This window comes from Brevundimonas sp. GW821-FHT10A07 (assembly GCF_059415785.1).
Genome location: NZ_JBWKNX010000019.1, coordinates 65,632 through 80,077, shown reverse-complemented (window position 1 = coordinate 80,077; position 14,446 = coordinate 65,632). Strand labels below are relative to the sequence as shown.

14 protein-coding genes are annotated in these 14,446 nt (G+C 66.8%); 6 read left to right on the top strand and 8 right to left on the bottom strand.

Annotated features, from left to right (window positions below):
- Window positions 1-180: 180 nt before the first annotated feature.
- Together AC07NC_RS14845 and AC07NC_RS14840 are read right to left on the bottom strand one after the other, a co-directional pair.
- Window positions 181-531 carry an endonuclease domain-containing protein gene (locus AC07NC_RS14845; protein WP_494569985.1) on the bottom strand — a complete coding sequence of 117 codons (351 nt, stop codon included), beginning with the start codon at window positions 529-531 and terminating at the stop codon, window positions 181-183.
- Between the two features lie 222 nt (window positions 532-753).
- Window positions 754-1,233: a low molecular weight protein-tyrosine-phosphatase gene (locus AC07NC_RS14840; protein WP_494569984.1), complete on the bottom strand. Its 480-nt coding sequence runs from the start codon at window positions 1,231-1,233 to the stop codon at window positions 754-756.
- Window positions 1,234-1,268: 35 nt separating this feature from the next.
- Here AC07NC_RS14840 and AC07NC_RS14835 point away from each other — a divergent pair, with 35 nt between their 5' ends.
- Window positions 1,269-1,775 carry a hypothetical protein gene (locus AC07NC_RS14835; RefSeq protein ID WP_494569983.1) on the top strand — a complete coding sequence of 169 codons (507 nt, stop codon included), beginning with the start codon at window positions 1,269-1,271 and terminating at the stop codon, window positions 1,773-1,775.
- 278 nt (window positions 1,776-2,053) lie between these two features.
- Here AC07NC_RS14835 and mutL read toward each other — a convergent pair whose 3' ends face one another.
- A complete protein-coding gene (gene mutL / locus AC07NC_RS14830) occupies window positions 2,054-3,940 on the bottom strand; it encodes a DNA mismatch repair endonuclease MutL (RefSeq protein ID WP_494569982.1) in 1,887 nt (628 codons plus the stop codon).
- Window positions 3,941-4,003: 63 nt separating this feature from the next.
- Window positions 4,004-5,776 (bottom strand): response regulator, encoded by a 1,773-nt coding sequence (locus AC07NC_RS14825; RefSeq protein ID WP_494569981.1) that lies wholly within the window; start codon window positions 5,774-5,776, stop codon window positions 4,004-4,006.
- Between the two features lie 103 nt (window positions 5,777-5,879).
- Here AC07NC_RS14825 and AC07NC_RS14820 point away from each other — a divergent pair, with 103 nt between their 5' ends.
- The 3 genes from AC07NC_RS14820 to AC07NC_RS14810 all read left to right on the top strand — a co-directional run bounded on the left by AC07NC_RS14820 (window position 5,880) and on the right by AC07NC_RS14810 (window position 7,347).
- Entirely contained in the window at window positions 5,880-6,161 is a 282-nt protein-coding gene (locus AC07NC_RS14820; protein WP_008259369.1) for a type II toxin-antitoxin system RelE/ParE family toxin, read from the top strand.
- A gap of 7 nt (window positions 6,162-6,168) precedes the next feature.
- Window positions 6,169-6,462: a HigA family addiction module antitoxin gene (locus tag AC07NC_RS14815; RefSeq protein ID WP_494569980.1), complete on the top strand. Its 294-nt coding sequence runs from the start codon at window positions 6,169-6,171 to the stop codon at window positions 6,460-6,462.
- Between the two features lie 213 nt (window positions 6,463-6,675).
- Entirely contained in the window at window positions 6,676-7,347 is a 672-nt protein-coding gene (locus tag AC07NC_RS14810; RefSeq protein WP_494569979.1) for a hypothetical protein, read from the top strand.
- On the opposite strand, the gene cobS is transcribed toward AC07NC_RS14810, so the two are convergent.
- Together cobS and AC07NC_RS14800 are read right to left on the bottom strand one after the other, a co-directional pair.
- On the bottom strand, window positions 7,344-8,348 hold the full coding sequence (gene cobS, locus AC07NC_RS14805) for a cobaltochelatase subunit CobS (protein ID WP_008262747.1): 1,005 nt from the start codon (window positions 8,346-8,348) through the stop codon (window positions 7,344-7,346). The genes AC07NC_RS14810 and cobS overlap by 4 nt on opposite strands.
- 57 nt (window positions 8,349-8,405) lie before the next feature.
- Window positions 8,406-8,834 (bottom strand): organic hydroperoxide resistance protein, encoded by a 429-nt coding sequence (locus AC07NC_RS14800; protein WP_492070822.1) that lies wholly within the window; start codon window positions 8,832-8,834, stop codon window positions 8,406-8,408.
- A 137-nt stretch (window positions 8,835-8,971) separates the two neighbouring features.
- Between AC07NC_RS14800 and AC07NC_RS14795 the strand changes: the two genes are divergently transcribed.
- Window positions 8,972-11,383 (top strand): penicillin-binding protein 1A, encoded by a 2,412-nt coding sequence (locus AC07NC_RS14795; protein WP_494569978.1) that lies wholly within the window; start codon window positions 8,972-8,974, stop codon window positions 11,381-11,383.
- A 119-nt stretch (window positions 11,384-11,502) separates the two neighbouring features.
- Window positions 11,503-12,628 (top strand): peptide chain release factor 2 gene (prfB, locus tag AC07NC_RS14790; RefSeq protein ID WP_494569977.1). Its coding sequence is split into 2 segments (ribosomal slippage): window positions 11,503-11,571 and window positions 11,573-12,628, totalling 1,125 coding nucleotides; the frame shifts between segments, so codons are not numbered across the junction.
- A 78-nt stretch (window positions 12,629-12,706) separates the two neighbouring features.
- On the opposite strand, the gene AC07NC_RS14785 is transcribed toward prfB, so the two are convergent.
- The gene (locus AC07NC_RS14785; RefSeq protein WP_494569976.1) at window positions 12,707-13,264 is read right to left on the bottom strand and encodes a bactofilin family protein; all 558 of its coding nucleotides are present in this window, start codon (window positions 13,262-13,264) and stop codon (window positions 12,707-12,709) included.
- On the bottom strand, window positions 13,248-14,393 hold the full coding sequence (locus tag AC07NC_RS14780) for a peptidoglycan DD-metalloendopeptidase family protein (protein ID WP_494569975.1): 1,146 nt from the start codon (window positions 14,391-14,393) through the stop codon (window positions 13,248-13,250). The genes AC07NC_RS14785 and AC07NC_RS14780 overlap by 17 nt, the downstream gene beginning before the upstream one ends.
- Between the last annotated feature and the right edge of the window lie 53 nt (window positions 14,394-14,446).

The following is a 14,446-nucleotide window of genomic DNA, read 5'->3' as shown; positions in this document are numbered from 1 at the left end:
GGGCGCCGGCCGCGCGCCCAGCCCCCTCCACCACCGCGCAAGAGGCGCGGCGGTCCCCCTCCCCCAAGGGGGGAGGAATGCGAACGGCGATGGCCGAGAATGCGCGTGGCGATGACCGAAATCCTCCCCCCTTGGGGGAGGTGGATCGCCGGCGAAGCCGGCGAGACGGAGGGGGCCCGGCTAGGCCTTGAGCCGTAACCCGATCCCCTCCAGCACCCCGGCCATGTCCGCCAGCACATCCCGCGCCGGTATCCGCAGCACGGCGACGCCCCTCTGGTTCAGCCAGTCGGTGCGGCGGGCGTCATGCCGCGCCTGATCGGGGGCGTCATGGCTGGACCCGTCGATCTCGACCGCCAGCCGGGCCGCGTCGCAGTAGAAGTCGAGGATATAGGGGCCGATCGGATGCTGACGCCGGAACCGCGCCCCGCACAGCCCCCGTTTGCGCAACGCCTGCCACAGCAGGACCTCGGGCAGGGTCAGGTTGCGGCGGAGTTCACGGGCGCTATCCAGGGTTTTACGCGGCGCATCCATGGCGGGAATGTGCGTCGAGACCCGGTGCGCGGCAAGCCCCCTCCACCACCGCGCGAAGAGCGCGGCGGTCCCCCTCCCCCAATGGGGGAGGAATGCGAACGGTGGTGACGACCGAAATCTTCCCCCCAGGGAGGAGGAATGCGAACGGTGACGACGACCGAAATCCTCCCCCCTTGGGGGAGGTGGATCGCCGGCGAAGCCGGCGAGACGGAGGGGGCGCGGTCAGTCGCGCGTGCGGCGCAGTCTCTCGGCCAGCTGTTCCGCCGCAGCCGTAACCTCGGCCCAGGTGACCTCGAACCCGGCGTCGTCGCCGAAATAGGGATCGGTCACGGCCTGGCCCTCGCGGCCGGGCACGTGGTCGAGCAGCAGGCTGAGTTCGGCGACGGCGCCCCCTTCATCGTCCCTGGGGGCGATCCGGCGCAGATTGGCCAGGTTGTCGTGGTCCAGGGCGATGACGTGGGTGAACCGGCGGAAGTCCGCCGGCGTCACCTGCCGGCCCTGATAGCCGGAAATATCGATCCCATGTTTGCGCGCCACGGCCTGGGCGCGCGGATCGGGCGGATGGCCGATATGCCAGTTCCCCGTGCCGGCGGACTCGACGATCAGGTCGAGACGCAGGCGTTGAGCCTCGGCGCGGAGGGCGGCCTCGGCGAGGGGAGAGCGACAGATGTTGCCGAGGCAGACGAAGAGGATGGAGGGCATGGGGCTTTCAGGAGTTCCGCGTTGAGGGGGGGAGCTTGACCGCTGGATGGTTCACGCCGTATCGCTGGACAAACAACTTCGGGAGGATGGTTATGGACGCTCAGATTGTCGCTTTGTACGAGCTCAAAAGGCAGGGTTTTCTGCTCGGTTATCTGCAGAACCCTGATCGTTTCAGCAACTCTCTAGCGTTTGCCTATTACAATCGGCTTGAGCCGATTTTCCATGAGAACATTCAGCGCGAGACCTACGATGAAGATCCGTTCTCCGATGTGTATGCGGTGAAGGGTAGTTTTATGAATAAGGTTTTGTCATTTGTTGACAAAAATCAACTCGCCGGAAAGCTTGACGCGATTGGTTTTTATGATCTCGAAGACGAATTCGGGGGGCGTGACAACCGTGTCGCAATCATTCATACACTTGAATATGCCCGGATCGATGGGCGTTTCGGTGAGGATGTGTGGGGTGCTGTTGTCAAAAACGCTCCCATTGAAGCCAACGACCTCGACGACTCCTTTGGCCCCAACGACGTGGAGTTTCGTTAAGGGGGTAACCTCTTATTTTGCGAAAAGACGTTCATTTGGTGAGCGCTTCTTAGCACCCGTCATCCTCGCCCTTGTGGCGAGGATCCATACGCCCGGTGTGTCCGCAGGGTGCGACGGCGTTGAGACCGGGAGTATGGATCCTCGGGACAAGCCCGAGGATGACGGGGTGGGGTGGGTGCGAACGCTTGAGGACAGGGTGTGGCGTGGATGCGAGCGTCCAAGGATGGCGTGCGGCGGCGTGGGTGCGCACTCACTACTCACCAGTCACCACTCACCCTTCACCGTCTCCCGAACAGCTTCTCCAGATCGTGCAGCTTCAGCTCCACATAGGTCGGGCGGCCGTGGTTGCACTGGCCTGAATGCGGGGTGGCTTCCATCTGGCGGAGCAGGGCGTTCATTTCGGGGGCGGTGAGGATGCGGCCGGAGCGGACGCTGCCGTGGCAGGCCATGGTGCCGCAGACCTCGGCCATCCGCTCCTTCAGCGACAGTGCGGCGCCGTGTTCGGCTAAATCGTCGGCGATGTCGCGGATCAACCCTTGCACGTCGGTGTCGCCCAACATCGCCGGGGTTTCGCGCACCAGGACGGCGCCGGCGCCGAAGGCCTCGACGATCAGGCCCATCTCGGCCAGTTCCTCGGCGCGGGAGGCGACGCGTTCGGCCTCGGCCGGGTCCAGATCGACCACCTCGGGCGTCAGCAAGGCCTGGCGGGTCACGGACCCTTCGGCCATCTGGGCCTTCATCCGCTCATAGACCAGCCGCTCGTGGGCGGCGTGCTGATCGACGATGACCAGGCCGTCGCGGGTCTGGGCCACGATATAGTTGGCGTGCAGTTGGCCCCGCGCGGCGCCCAGGGGGTAGTCGAGGGGGTCTAGGGGAGTGGCGAGTGGCGAGTGGCGAGTGGCGAGGTCGCTGTCTTGGGCGGGGTGCTGAGGCCAGGCGGGGGCGTCCCAGCTCGGTTCGACGCGGGCGCTGCGTTCGTGGAGGCCGGGGATGATCTGGGCGGCGGCGGCGGGCTGGGACCAGCCGGTCCAGCCGCTGAAGCCCTGGGCCGACGGGGCGCTGGGGCTGTAGGCCGGTCCGGTGGTGACGCCGGTGTGGGGCTGGAACCCCGCCATGGCGTCGGCGGCGACGGTGGTGGAGGCGCGATGGCCGGCGGCGTGGAGCGCATGCCTCAGGGCGCCGACGATCAGGCCGCGCACCAGGGCCGGGTCGCGGAACCGGACCTCGGCCTTGGCGGGGTGGACGTTGACGTCCACGTACAGCGGGTCGATGTCCAGGAACAGGACGGCGGCCGGGTGCCGGTCCCTGGCCAGAAAGTCGGCATAGGCGCCGCGCAGGGCCCCTTGCAGCAGGCGATCCTTCACCGGGCGGCCGTTGACGAACAGATACTGATGCGCCGCATTGCCGCGCGAATAGGTGGGCAGGCCGGCGTAGCCCGACAGCCGCACCCCGTCCCGCTCTTGATCGATCAGCAGGGCGTTGGCCTCGAAGTCGCGGCCCAGCAGGGCCGACAGCCGCTTCAACCGGCCCTCGTCGCCGGGGTGTTCGGCGGGCAGGCGCAGGGCGACCTTGCCGTCCAGCGACAGGGTGAAGGCGACGGCCTCGTGCGCCATGGCCTGGCGTTTGATCTCTTCCGAAATGGCCATGGCCTCGGCCCGTTCGGACTTCATGAACTTGAGCCGGGCGGGGGTGGCGTAGAAGAGGTCGCGCACCTCGACCCGCGCGCCGTGCGGGCCGGGGAAGGGGGCGGGGGCCAGGGGGCGGGTCGCGCCGCCCTCGACCTGGATGACCCAGGCCTCGGCCTCGTCACGCGACCGGGTGGTGATCGACAGGCGGGCGACCGAGCCGATCGAGGGCAGGGCCTCGCCCCGGAAGCCCAGGGTGTGGATGCGCAACAGGTCCACGTCGCCGGCGTCGTCGGGCTCCAGCTTGGAGGTGGCGTGGCGCTCGATGGCCAGGGGCAGTTCGGCCTTGGGAATGCCCTTGCCGTCGTCGGCGATCAGGATGCGCGACAGGCCGCCGCCGTCGGCCTGGATCTCGATATTGCGGCCGCCCGCGTCCAGGGCGTTCTCGACCAGTTCCTTGATGGCGCTGGCCGGCCGCTCGACCACCTCGCCGGCGGCGATGCGGTTGACGGTTTCGGGGGAGAGGCGGCGGATGGGCATGTTCACCCAAGATAGGGCGGCGAAGGGATTCGCGCCACGACGGCGTGTGGGGACGCGGCCCCCTCAGGCGTCGGCGTGCTGGGGGGCGGCCGAGAGAACGGCCTGGAGGGCGGCGATCTCGATGGGCTTGCGCAGAACGCCGTCGGCGCCGGCCGCCATGTAGCGGGCCACGTCCTCGTCGAACACATTGGCGGTCAGCATCTGGATCGCCGTGCGGGGGCGGCCGGTGGCGGCCTCCTCGGCGCGGATGGCCGTCAGGGCCTCGACCCCGTCCATGACCGGCATCATCACATCCATCAGGACCAGATCGAAGGGCGTCGCGCGCAGGGCCTCGACCGCCTCGCGCCCGTTCTCGACCAGCACCAGGTCCAGGCCGAAGGACTGGAACAGCAGGGCCAGCAGCTTGCGGTTCGCCGCATGATCCTCGGCGGCCAGGACGCGGGGCGCGCGCGGGGCGGCGACCGAGGCGTTCGGGGCGTGGGGCTGGACGGCGGCGGTCGAAAGCGTCGCCCGCTCGGCCGTGAAGCGGAACCAGAAGACCGCGCCCCGGGGCTGGGCCGCCCGCACGCCGAGGGCGCCGCCCAGGGCCTGGACGCTGGCGCGACACAGGGCCAAACCCAGGCCGGCGCCGCCCGCCGCGCGGCCGGCGTCCAGTTGTTCGAACGGCAGGAAGATGCGTTCGCGCTGATCCTCGGGCACGCCGGGGCCCTGGTCGTGAACCTCGAAATCCAGGTCGATGCGGCCGTCGGCGGCGGGCAGGGCGCGGATCCGGATGCAGATGGTCCCGGCCGGCGTCAGCTTCAGCGCATTGGACAGATAGTTGATCAGGACCTGCTCGACCCGGCCCTCGTCCGTCATCACGACGAAATGCTCGCGCACGCCCTGAAGCTCGATCTTCAGGCTCAGGCCCAGTTCGTCCACGCGGGATCGCCAGACGCGCGCGATGGCGTCCAGCCGCTCGCCCAGATCGACCGGGGCGAGGCGCAGATCGACCTCGCCGGACTCGATCTTGGAGATGTCCAGGGCGCCGTTCAGCAGGCGCAACAGCATCCCCCCGGCCTCGGCCATGTCGTCGATCACGGCGGCCTCGGCCTTGGGTCGACGACGGCCGCGCAGGACCTCGGTCAGGCCCAGGATGACGTTCAGCGGGGTGCGGACCTCGTGGCTGATCATGGCCAGGAAGCGGGACTTGGCCCTGTTGGCCCGTTCGGCGGCGGCGCGGTCTGTCTCGGCCTGGGCCAGGGCGGTCTGAAGCTCGCGCGAGCGTTCGGTCAGGGCCACCATCAGTTCGACCGTCTGGCGATCGCTGCGCCATTGGCGCCAGGAGGCGGCGATGACGCCCAGGACGAACACGCCGACGGCGACCTTGATCCCCGTGGTCGCCTGGGGCTGGTTGGAGGCGAGGATCATGGCGGCGATGGACGGCGGGACGACGGCGGCGGCGAAACTGCGCCGGCTGATGTGCACCTGAAGGGCGCCGACCATCAGATTGCCGGCCAGCAACAGGCGCAGATAGTCGAGATAATGGGGCTGGGAATGCCAGACGGCGAGGATGAACAGGGCGTTGTGCGTGGAGAGGCCGAGGGTGACGGCCTCGGTGCTGAGCCTGAAACGCCGCTCGGCCCCCGGGGCGCGGGGGCGGGCGCGAGCGGTCTGGACGACGTTCCAGAGCACCAGGTAGAGCCCGAACTGGAAGACCGCGAAATTGGTCGCCCAACCCCAGCCGATCACCCACCAGCCCACGATCACGATCGCGGCGATAGTGACCAGCCGCACCGGGAACATGTCCCGGTAACGGTCAGCATAGGCTTTTAGGTAATCTGTACTGTCGGCCACTACGCCAAGTCCCCGCTTCAAGCGTGGCCTTACGCGAGGGAGCTTAACGAGGCCTCAATCGTGCTTGATTGATCGGCATAACGCCGTACGTTATGCTGCCGCCATGATCCGCAGTTTCCGTGATCGCGAGACGGAGCGCTTCTGGAACGGCGTCGCCATACGGCGACTGCCGCCGGATATCCGACGCGCGGCGCAGCGGAAGCTGGAGCTGATCGATGCGGCCTCGCGGCTGGACGACCTGAGATCGCCGCCGGGAAACCGGCTGGAGGCCTTGTCAGGCGACCGGAAGGGACAGCATTCGATCCGGATCAATCAGCAGTGGCGGATTTGTTTCCGCTGGACAGACGGAGGCGCCGAAGATGTCGAAATCTGCGACTACCACTGAGGAACTGATGGAACCGGTGACGCCGGGTGAAATCCTGCTGGAGGAGTTCATCCTTCCTGCGGGTTTGAGCCAGACTGCGCTGGCCAAGGCCATTGGGGTGCCGCCGCGCCGGATCAATGAGATTGTGCTCGGCAAGCGCGCGATCACCGCCGACACCGACCTGCGCCTGGCCCGCTACTGGGGAGTGAGCGAGGGGTTCTTCCTAAACCTGCAGAAGAGCTACGACCTGCGGATGCAGCGGGCGAAGATGGGCGATGCGCTGGAGATGATTAGGCCGAGGGCGGCTTCGTCTAGCAATTGAGATCAAGCTTCATTAAGCCAAGAAAATCAACGTGGAGATGTATGAGTCGTGGCCAGCGATACGTATAGAGCATTCGTAGACGGGATAGAGTCATATCTGTCAGACTCTAAGAGTGTCGGACCCGCGTCATCAAAATCGAACAAGCAAATTATAGACGAGATTAAATCGAGAATTTCCAAAGGTCTTATGAAAGTGGACCTGACGGATGGTAGTATGGTTTCATACCTGAGCTACGCTGCAAACGACGACACCGAGAGTAGAATAGTTAGTGGTGGCCCGCGAAAGGGGTATTGGCTCGATATTAGCGAAAAGCCGGAATTTGATCATAAGCCTATTGATGAGCAATTCGTCGAGCAAGGTAAAACAAAGGAGAAAATATCTGAGCGAGACTTGTATCCGCTGACGGAGCTATGGCTTCAATCTAAGGGATATACCTCGAAGGATATGTCGAACTTGAAAGCGGGAGGTAAGTGGGGAAATCCTGACATCATTGGAGTTGACAGGGTCGAATTGTTCGGTGCGGTCGAACTAGAGATTTCATCCTGTGAAGTTAAGTTGTCCGACAGCATGTGGGAGCAGATGATATTTGAAGCGATATCCCATAAGAGATTCTCCAACAGATCGTGGTTTTGTTATCGTGTTTCATCTGACGGGGTACCGCTGCCGAAAGGGATGGAGGGTTACGCAGAGCGATATCGCGTAGGCATCTCTCAGATCATCCTGAGTGATAGCGAGGTAATTTCTTTGAAGAATAAGAAGTCGGAGCCACTCGATTTTTTAGATAGGGTCGCGGAGAGGGTGCCTGCACCTTACGATCCGGTATCTTTGCGAGAAAAACGGGATCTGATTGAGCGAACTGGCGTCACCATAACGATGTCGTTCTAACCCACCTTCACCCGCGTCGCCGCCTCCGGCAGGTCTTCCCCAAACGCCCGTTGGTAGAACTCGGCGATGGTGGGGCGTTCCAGTTCGTCGCACTTGTTCAGGAAGGTCAGGCGGAAGCTGAGCGCCAGGTCGCCCCCGAAGATGATGGCGTTCTGGGCCCAGGTGATGACGGTGCGGGGCGACATGACGGTGGAGATGTCGCCGTTCATGAAGGCGTTGCGGGTCATGTCGGCGACGCGGACCATGGCGGCGATGCGGCGGCGGCCCTCGGCGTCCTTCCACTCGGGCACCTTGGCGGCGACGATCTCGGCCTCGACGTCGTGGTCGAGGTAGTTCAGCGTCGTGACGATGTTCCAGCGGTCCAGCTGGGCCTGATTGATCTGTTGCGCGCCGTGATACAGGCCCGTGGTGTCGCCCAGGCCGATGGTGTTGGTCGTGGCGAACAGGCGGAAATGCTTGTTGGGCCGGATGACGCGGTTCTGGTCCAGCAGGGTCAGGCGGCCCTGGGCCTCGAGCACGCGCTGGATCACGAACATCACGTCGGGGCGGCCGGCGTCATATTCGTCGAACACCAGGGCGACGGGGCGTTGCAGCGCCCAGGGCAGGATGCCCTCGCGGAATTCGGTGATCTGCTTGCCGTCCTTCAGGACGATGGCGTCCTTGCCGATCAGGTCGATCCGGCTGACATGGCTGTCCAGGTTGACGCGCACCAGGGGCCAGTTCAGGCGGGCGGCGACCTGTTCGATATGGGTCGACTTGCCCGTGCCGTGATAGCCCTGGACCATGACGCGGCGGTCGAAGGCGAAGCCGGCGCAGATGGCGATCGTCGTCTGCGGATCAAAGCGATAGGCCTCGTCGATCTCGGGCACATGGCTGTCGCGCTCGGCGAAGGCGGGCACGGTCATGTCGCTGTCCACGCCGAAGGCCTCGCGCAGGGTCACGCGGCGGGCGGGTTCGAGCGTCAGCAGGGGGTCGGGAGTGGCGTCGAGCGGGGAGGTCATGCCTCCATCTAGAGGCGCCGCGCGCGCGGCTCAACACGCGCGCGGCCCTTCATGCGGTTATTTCGCGCTGAGACGCACATCGACGTTGCCGCGCGTGGCGTTGGAATAGGGACAGACCTGGTGGGCCTTTTCGATCAGGTCGTCGATGACGGCCTGGTCGAGGCCGTGGTCGGTGACGGTCAGTTCGACGTCGAGATTGAAGCCCTCGCCGCGCGTATTCTTGCCGAAGCCGATACCGGCGGTGATCTTGGTGTCCGGGCCGACCGGGGTTCCGGCCTTGCCGCTGACCAGACGCAGGGCGCCGAGGTAGCAGGCGGCGTAGCCGGTGGCGAACAGCTGTTCGGGATTGGTCCCGTCGCCGCCCTTGCCGCCCATTTCCTTGGGCGTGGACAGTTTGACGTCGATCTTGCCGTCGTCGGTGGCCGAGCGGCCGTCCTCGCGGCCGCCGCCGGAGGCGGTGGCCTGGGCGCGATAGAGAACTTCCATGGTGGGCTCCTTGGGTTGCGAAGGCTTCAGATGGGGGCTTAACGGGAGACGGTAAGGGGGCGTTGCATCCGCGCCCTAGCCTTTAGGGGGCGACGCGGTCTAAAGCACCCTTTCGGGGCGCGTCGTCGGAGTACGCAGTGAAGATTGCCGAACGCTGGTTCGTGTGGGCGGGCATGGTTCTGCTGGGCGGCATCGCCCTGGCGGGGTTGGTGGTCGCCGTCTATGCGGCGTGGCTGTTTCACGACCTGCCGGACGCGTCCGAGCTGGCCGATTATCGGCCGCCGACCGCGACGCGGGTCTATGCCGGCGACGGCACCCTGATCGGCGAATTCTCGGACGAGCGGCGAATCTATGTGTCCTATGACCAGATTCCCCTGACCGTGGTGCAGGCCTTCCTGGCCGCGGAAGACCGCAACTTCTTCCAGCACGGCGGGATCGACGTGGGCGGCATCGGCCGGGCCTCGATCAAGAACATCTTCAACCTGGTGCAGGGGCGCCGGCTGGAGGGCGGATCGACCATCACCCAGCAGGTGGCCAAGAACGTCCTGCTGACCAACGAATCGAGCCTGAACCGCAAGCTGAAGGAAGCCATCCTGGCCAATCGCCTGGAGGCGACCCTGTCCAAGGAGCAGATCCTCAACCTGTATCTGAACGAAATCTTCCTGGGCTATCGCTCGTTCGGCATCGCCTCGGCCGCCTACAACTATTTCGGCAAGTCGCTGGCGCAGCTGACCCCGGACGAGGCGGCCTTCCTGGCCTCCCTGCCCAAGGGACCGAACAATTATCACCCCAAACGCCACCCCGGCGCGGCCAAGGGCCGGCGGGACTGGGTGCTGGGCGAGATGGAGCAGAGCGGCTGGCTGACCGAGGCCCAGCTGGTCGAGGCGCGCGCCCGGCCGCTGGTCACGCGCGATGCGCCGCAACGGTCGGAGTACAAGGACGCCGACTTCTTCGTGGAAGAGGCGCGGCGCCAGGCCGCCGCCAATCCGGACTTCGGGGCGCAGCTGCGCGCCGGCGGCTTCTATATGCGCACCACCCTGGATCCGACGCTGCAGACGGCGGCGCGGCAGGCCCTGATGCAGGGGCTGGAGAATTATGACCGTCGCCACGGCTGGCGCGGGGGCTGGGGCACGACGGACTTCGCCGAGGGATGGCAGGCCGCCGCCCTGAAGGAACAGGCGCCGCCCGAACGCCGCACCTGGCAGGCCGCCGCCATCGAGAGCGTCAGCGGAAACACCGTCCGCATCCGCACCGCCAAGGATGACGAGACCGGAACCCTGATCGCCGCCGACGCCGCCTGGGCCAACGCCAACAAGCAACTGCGGCGCGGCGAACTGATCTTCGTCGAGCGGAAGGGCGGTCAGTACGCCCTGAAACAGGTGCCGCGCGTCAACGGCGCCCTGGTGGCGATCGAGCCCCAGTCGGGCCGGGTGCTGGCGATGGTGGGGGGCTATTCCTACGCCCTGTCCAGCTTCAACCGGGCGACCCAGGCGCGGCGCCAGCCGGGTTCAGCCTTCAAGCCCTTCGTCTATGCGACCGCCCTGGAAGGCGACTTCACCCCGGCCTCCATCGTGCTGGACGCGCCGATCAGCTTCGCGGGCGGGGCCAACGGCCAGCGCTGGACGCCGGAGAACTACAGCCGCGAATACTATGGGCCGCAGAGCCTGCGGCGCGGGCTGGAGCTGTCCCGGAACGTCATGACGGTGCGGCTGGCCCAGTCGGTGGGCATGAAGAAGATCGTCGATCAGTCGGCCCGGATGGGCATCCCCGGCCTGACGCCCAACCTGTCGGTGTCGCTGGGCGCCGGCGAGGTGACGCCGCTGGAGATCACGGCCGCCTATTCCGCCTTCGCCAACGGTGGGCGGCGGGTCACGCCCTATCTGATCGACTATGTCCAGGATCGCGACGGCGAGACCATCTTCCGCGCCGACACCCGCAGCTGCCGCGACTGCGCCAGGGGTTTCTCCGGTCAGGAATCGCCGCGCCTTCAACCGCGCGGAACCCAGGTCATCGATCCCATCACCGCCTATCAGATGAGTTCGATGCTGGAAGGCGTGGTCCAGCGGGGCACGGCCGCCAGCGCGCGCGGCCTGGGCCGGTGGGTGGCGGGTAAGACCGGCACGACCAATGAATATCGGTCGGCCTGGTTCGTCGGCTTCACCACCGACATCGTGGTGGGCGTCTTCATCGGCTTCGACGACAACCGGTCGCTGGGGTCGGGCGAGGCGGGCGCCTCGGCCGCCGTGCCGGTGTTCACCGAATTCATGCAGGCGGCGCTGAAGGAACGGCCGGCGCGGCCCTTCGTGCGGCCCAAGAACGCCGTCTTCCGCATGGTGAACGGCATCGAAGAGGCATTCCGTCCGGGTACGGAACGTCAGGCCCCGCGGCCGGTCCAGGCCCCGACCCAGCCCGTCGGGCCCCAGAACTATTATGAGGTGATCCGCCGCGAGCAGGAGGCCGCCGCCGCCGCAGCCGCAGCGCCACCGCCGCCCGCCGCCGCCCCTCCGCCGAAGAAGGCGCCGGCCGAGGACTTGAGCGGATTGTATTGAGGCTCTAGGTAGGCCTTTCGAACGGCGCGTCCTCGTGGCGCGCCGTTTTCCTTTAATCCTGCCCTTTTGCAAGGCCGCGAGCCTTGCTGTCTGAGGGCCCTGTGTCGCTGGAGATTGCGATGAGACCGGATGTCGAGGCCATGAAGGCCGACATCGAGCAGAGCGTCGCTCTGCTCAGGAGGCGTCTTTGACTGGGATGTCGCTCTAAGAAAGCTCGATGAGCTGAACGCGCGGGTCGAGGATCCGACCCTGTGGGACAAGCCCGAAGAAGCCCAGGCCGTCAGCCGCGATCGTTCGCAGCTGGAAGCCAAGATCAACACCGTCAAGGCGATGGAGCAGGACCTCGAGGACGGGGTGATGCTGGCCGAGATGGCGGACGAGGAAGGCGACGAGGGCGCGCTGGAAGAGGCGCGCGTCCTGCTGCGGGGCATCAAGGACCGCGCCGCCCGGGCCGAGCTGGAAGCCCTGCTGTCCGGCGAGGCCGACGGCAACGACGCCTATCTGGAAGTCAATTCCGGCGCCGGCGGCACGGAGTCGAACGACTGGGCCGGCATGCTGCTGCGAATGTATTCGCGCTGGGCCAAGGCGCATGGCTATGAGGTCACGATCGAGGCCTATGAAGAAGGCGAACAGGCGGGGGTCAAGTCGGCCACCATCCTGGTGTCCGGCCCCAACGCCTATGGCTGGCTGAAGTCGGAATCGGGCGTGCACCGCCTGGTGCGGATCAGCCCCTATGACGCGGCGGCCAAGCGGCACACCAGCTTCGCCTCCATCGGCGTGTCGCCGGTCGTGGACGACGCCATCGAGATCGACATCAATCCGTCGGACGTTCGCACCGACACCTATCGCGCCTCGGGCGCGGGCGGTCAGCACATCAACAAGACGGACTCGGCCGTGCGTCTGACCCACGTTCCGACCAACACCGTCGTGGCTTGCCAGGCCGGCCGGTCGCAGCACCAGAACCGCGAACAGGCGTGGAAGATGCTGCGGGCGCGGCTGTATGAGCTGGAACTGCAGAAGCGCGAAGCCGTGGCCCAGGCCCTGGCGGACGCCAAGACCGACATCGGCTGGGGACACCAGATCCGATCCTATGTGCTGCAGCCGTACCAGATGGTGAAGGACCTGCGGACCGAGGTCGAGACCTCGGACACCCAAGGGGTGCTGGACGGCGATCTGGACGCCTTCATGGGCGCGGCCCTGGCGGCGCGGGTCGGCGAGACGCGCGGCTCCAGCGCGGACGCCTGATCGGCGTCGGGACGACCGCGGACAAGAAAAAGGGCGGCCCGGACACCGGGCCGCCCTTTTGACTTCAGGGCCTCGGGGTCAGACCGTTTCCTTCCCCTGGACGACCGGAGCGGTTTCCGGCTTCGGAGCGAGAGGGGGCGCCGCCTGTACGACCGGCGCGACCGGGGTCACGGCGGCGGGGGCGGGCGCCTGACGCTGGCCCTGGGCGACGCGGCCCTGGAAGAAGGCGCCGACGTCGATCGACAGCTGTTCGGCCGTGATGTCGCCGTCCACATAGGCGGTGGCGACCAGTTTGACCTGCTTGCCCTGGACGCCGCCGACGACCCGGCCGCGCACCTCGACATAGTCGGCCTGAACATTGCCTTCGACGGCGCCGGTCTCGCCGACGATCAGGCGGCCGACGCGGACGTCGCCCTTCACCTGGCCGTCGATCTGCAGATCGCCGGCGCCCGAGACATTGCCTTCGAACACTAGGTCGGACGACAGGGTCGACAGACCGCGGCCGGTCGGCACGGCCGAAGGGGCGGCGCCGCCGGCGCGCGGCGCGGCGGGCATGTCCGGCAGCGGCGGGATGACCGGAGCGGTCGGGCGAGCCGCCGGGGTCGGGCTCGAGGGTTTGCTAATTTTGTTGAACAAGTTGGTCTCCTGCTCTGAGGAAGCGTGCGGGGTTCTGGGGTCGGCCGTTCAGCCAGACTTCGTAATGGAGGTGGACGCCGGTGGAGCGGCCCGTCGTGCCCATCCCTCCGATACGTTGGCCGAGCGCGACCGACTGGCCGGGCTGAACCCCCAGGGTGTTGAGATGGGCGTAACGCGTCTTGAAACCGCGACCATGGTCTAGCTCTACAGTATTGCCATAGCCTGAACGGACGCCGGCGTAGGCGACCACGCCCGGGGCCGTGGCGTAGATGGGCGTGTTCAGGGGAGCGGCGAAGTCCTGGCCCTGGTGGACGGCGGGCCGGCCGTTGAACGGATCGAAGCGGACGCCGAAGCCCGAGGTGGTGCGGGCCTGGGTCGGGCGTTTGAACGGCAGGCCCCCGGCGGCGTCGGTCAGGGCCCGCATCTCGTTCAGATTGGTGGCGGCGTGGCGGATGCGGACGGCGAAGGGCTCGTCCACGTCCAGGATGGCGGCCAGGGCGCGCGGGTCGCGCGCCTCGACCAGGGGGCCGCCCAGGGGCTCGGACGCGGCGACATAGGCGGCCGGGTTCAGACCCGCCAGACGGAAGGCGAGACGCAGCCGTTCCGCGCGGGTCTGGGCGAAGTCCTCGGCCCGGTCCAGCAGCCGTTCCTGATCCAGGCGCACGGCCAGAATCCGCTGGATCGGGCTGGCGCTGTCGGGGATGGCGGCGGGCGCGAGGGCGCGCTGGGCTCCCTCTACGCCGTGGAAGTCGGTCATCACCGTGGTCAGGGCGGCGTGGCGCCGTTCGATCATGGCGGCGGTCTGTTCCAGCGAGCCGTTGGCGGCGGACATGCGGACCACCGCGCTTTCCAGCCGGGCCTGAAGGTCGGCGTTCAGACGTTCCGACGCGGCGCGCGCGCGCACGACCTCGGCGTCGGAGCGGTGCTGGGCGATGAGGTCGAACAGGAAGGCGCCGGAGGCCACCAGGGACCAGAGGGCGACGGCCACGGCGACCGCGCCCAGAACCAGCTGTCTCTGCGCGGTCAGGGCATAGGCCCGGATATCGTCACGGCTGCGCAGATAAAGGTATCGAACGGGCAAAAAACGTTCGAACCAAGATGATTCCGGCGACTGATCTTGCACGGTCATTACGCAACGCCCCCACGTCGAGGTGGGGTTTATCCGGTGCAACGATGACACGG

Excerpts from the sequence above, each read along its gene's own strand:
- AC07NC_RS14840 (WP_494569984.1), bottom strand. The coding sequence starts at position 1,233 with ATGCCCTCCATCCTCTTCGTCTGCCTCGGCAACATCTGTCGCTCTCCC.
- AC07NC_RS14820 (WP_008259369.1), top strand. The coding sequence starts at position 5,880 with ATGATCCGCAGTTTCCGTGATCGCGAGACGGAGCGCTTCTGGAACGGC.
- AC07NC_RS14845 (WP_494569985.1), bottom strand. The coding sequence starts at position 531 with ATGGATGCGCCGCGTAAAACCCTGGATAGCGCCCGTGAACTCCGCCGC.
- mutL (WP_494569982.1), bottom strand. The coding sequence starts at position 3,940 with ATGCCCATCCGCCGCCTCTCCCCCGAAACCGTCAACCGCATCGCCGCC.
- cobS (WP_008262747.1), bottom strand. The coding sequence starts at position 8,348 with ATGACCTCCCCGCTCGACGCCACTCCCGACCCCCTGCTGACGCTCGAA.
- AC07NC_RS14810 (WP_494569979.1), top strand. The coding sequence starts at position 6,676 with ATGGTTTCATACCTGAGCTACGCTGCAAACGACGACACCGAGAGTAGA.
- AC07NC_RS14780 (WP_494569975.1), bottom strand. The coding sequence starts at position 14,393 with ATGACCGTGCAAGATCAGTCGCCGGAATCATCTTGGTTCGAACGTTTT.
- AC07NC_RS14815 (WP_494569980.1), top strand. The coding sequence starts at position 6,169 with ATGGAACCGGTGACGCCGGGTGAAATCCTGCTGGAGGAGTTCATCCTT.
- AC07NC_RS14800 (WP_492070822.1), bottom strand. The coding sequence starts at position 8,834 with ATGGAAGTTCTCTATCGCGCCCAGGCCACCGCCTCCGGCGGCGGCCGC.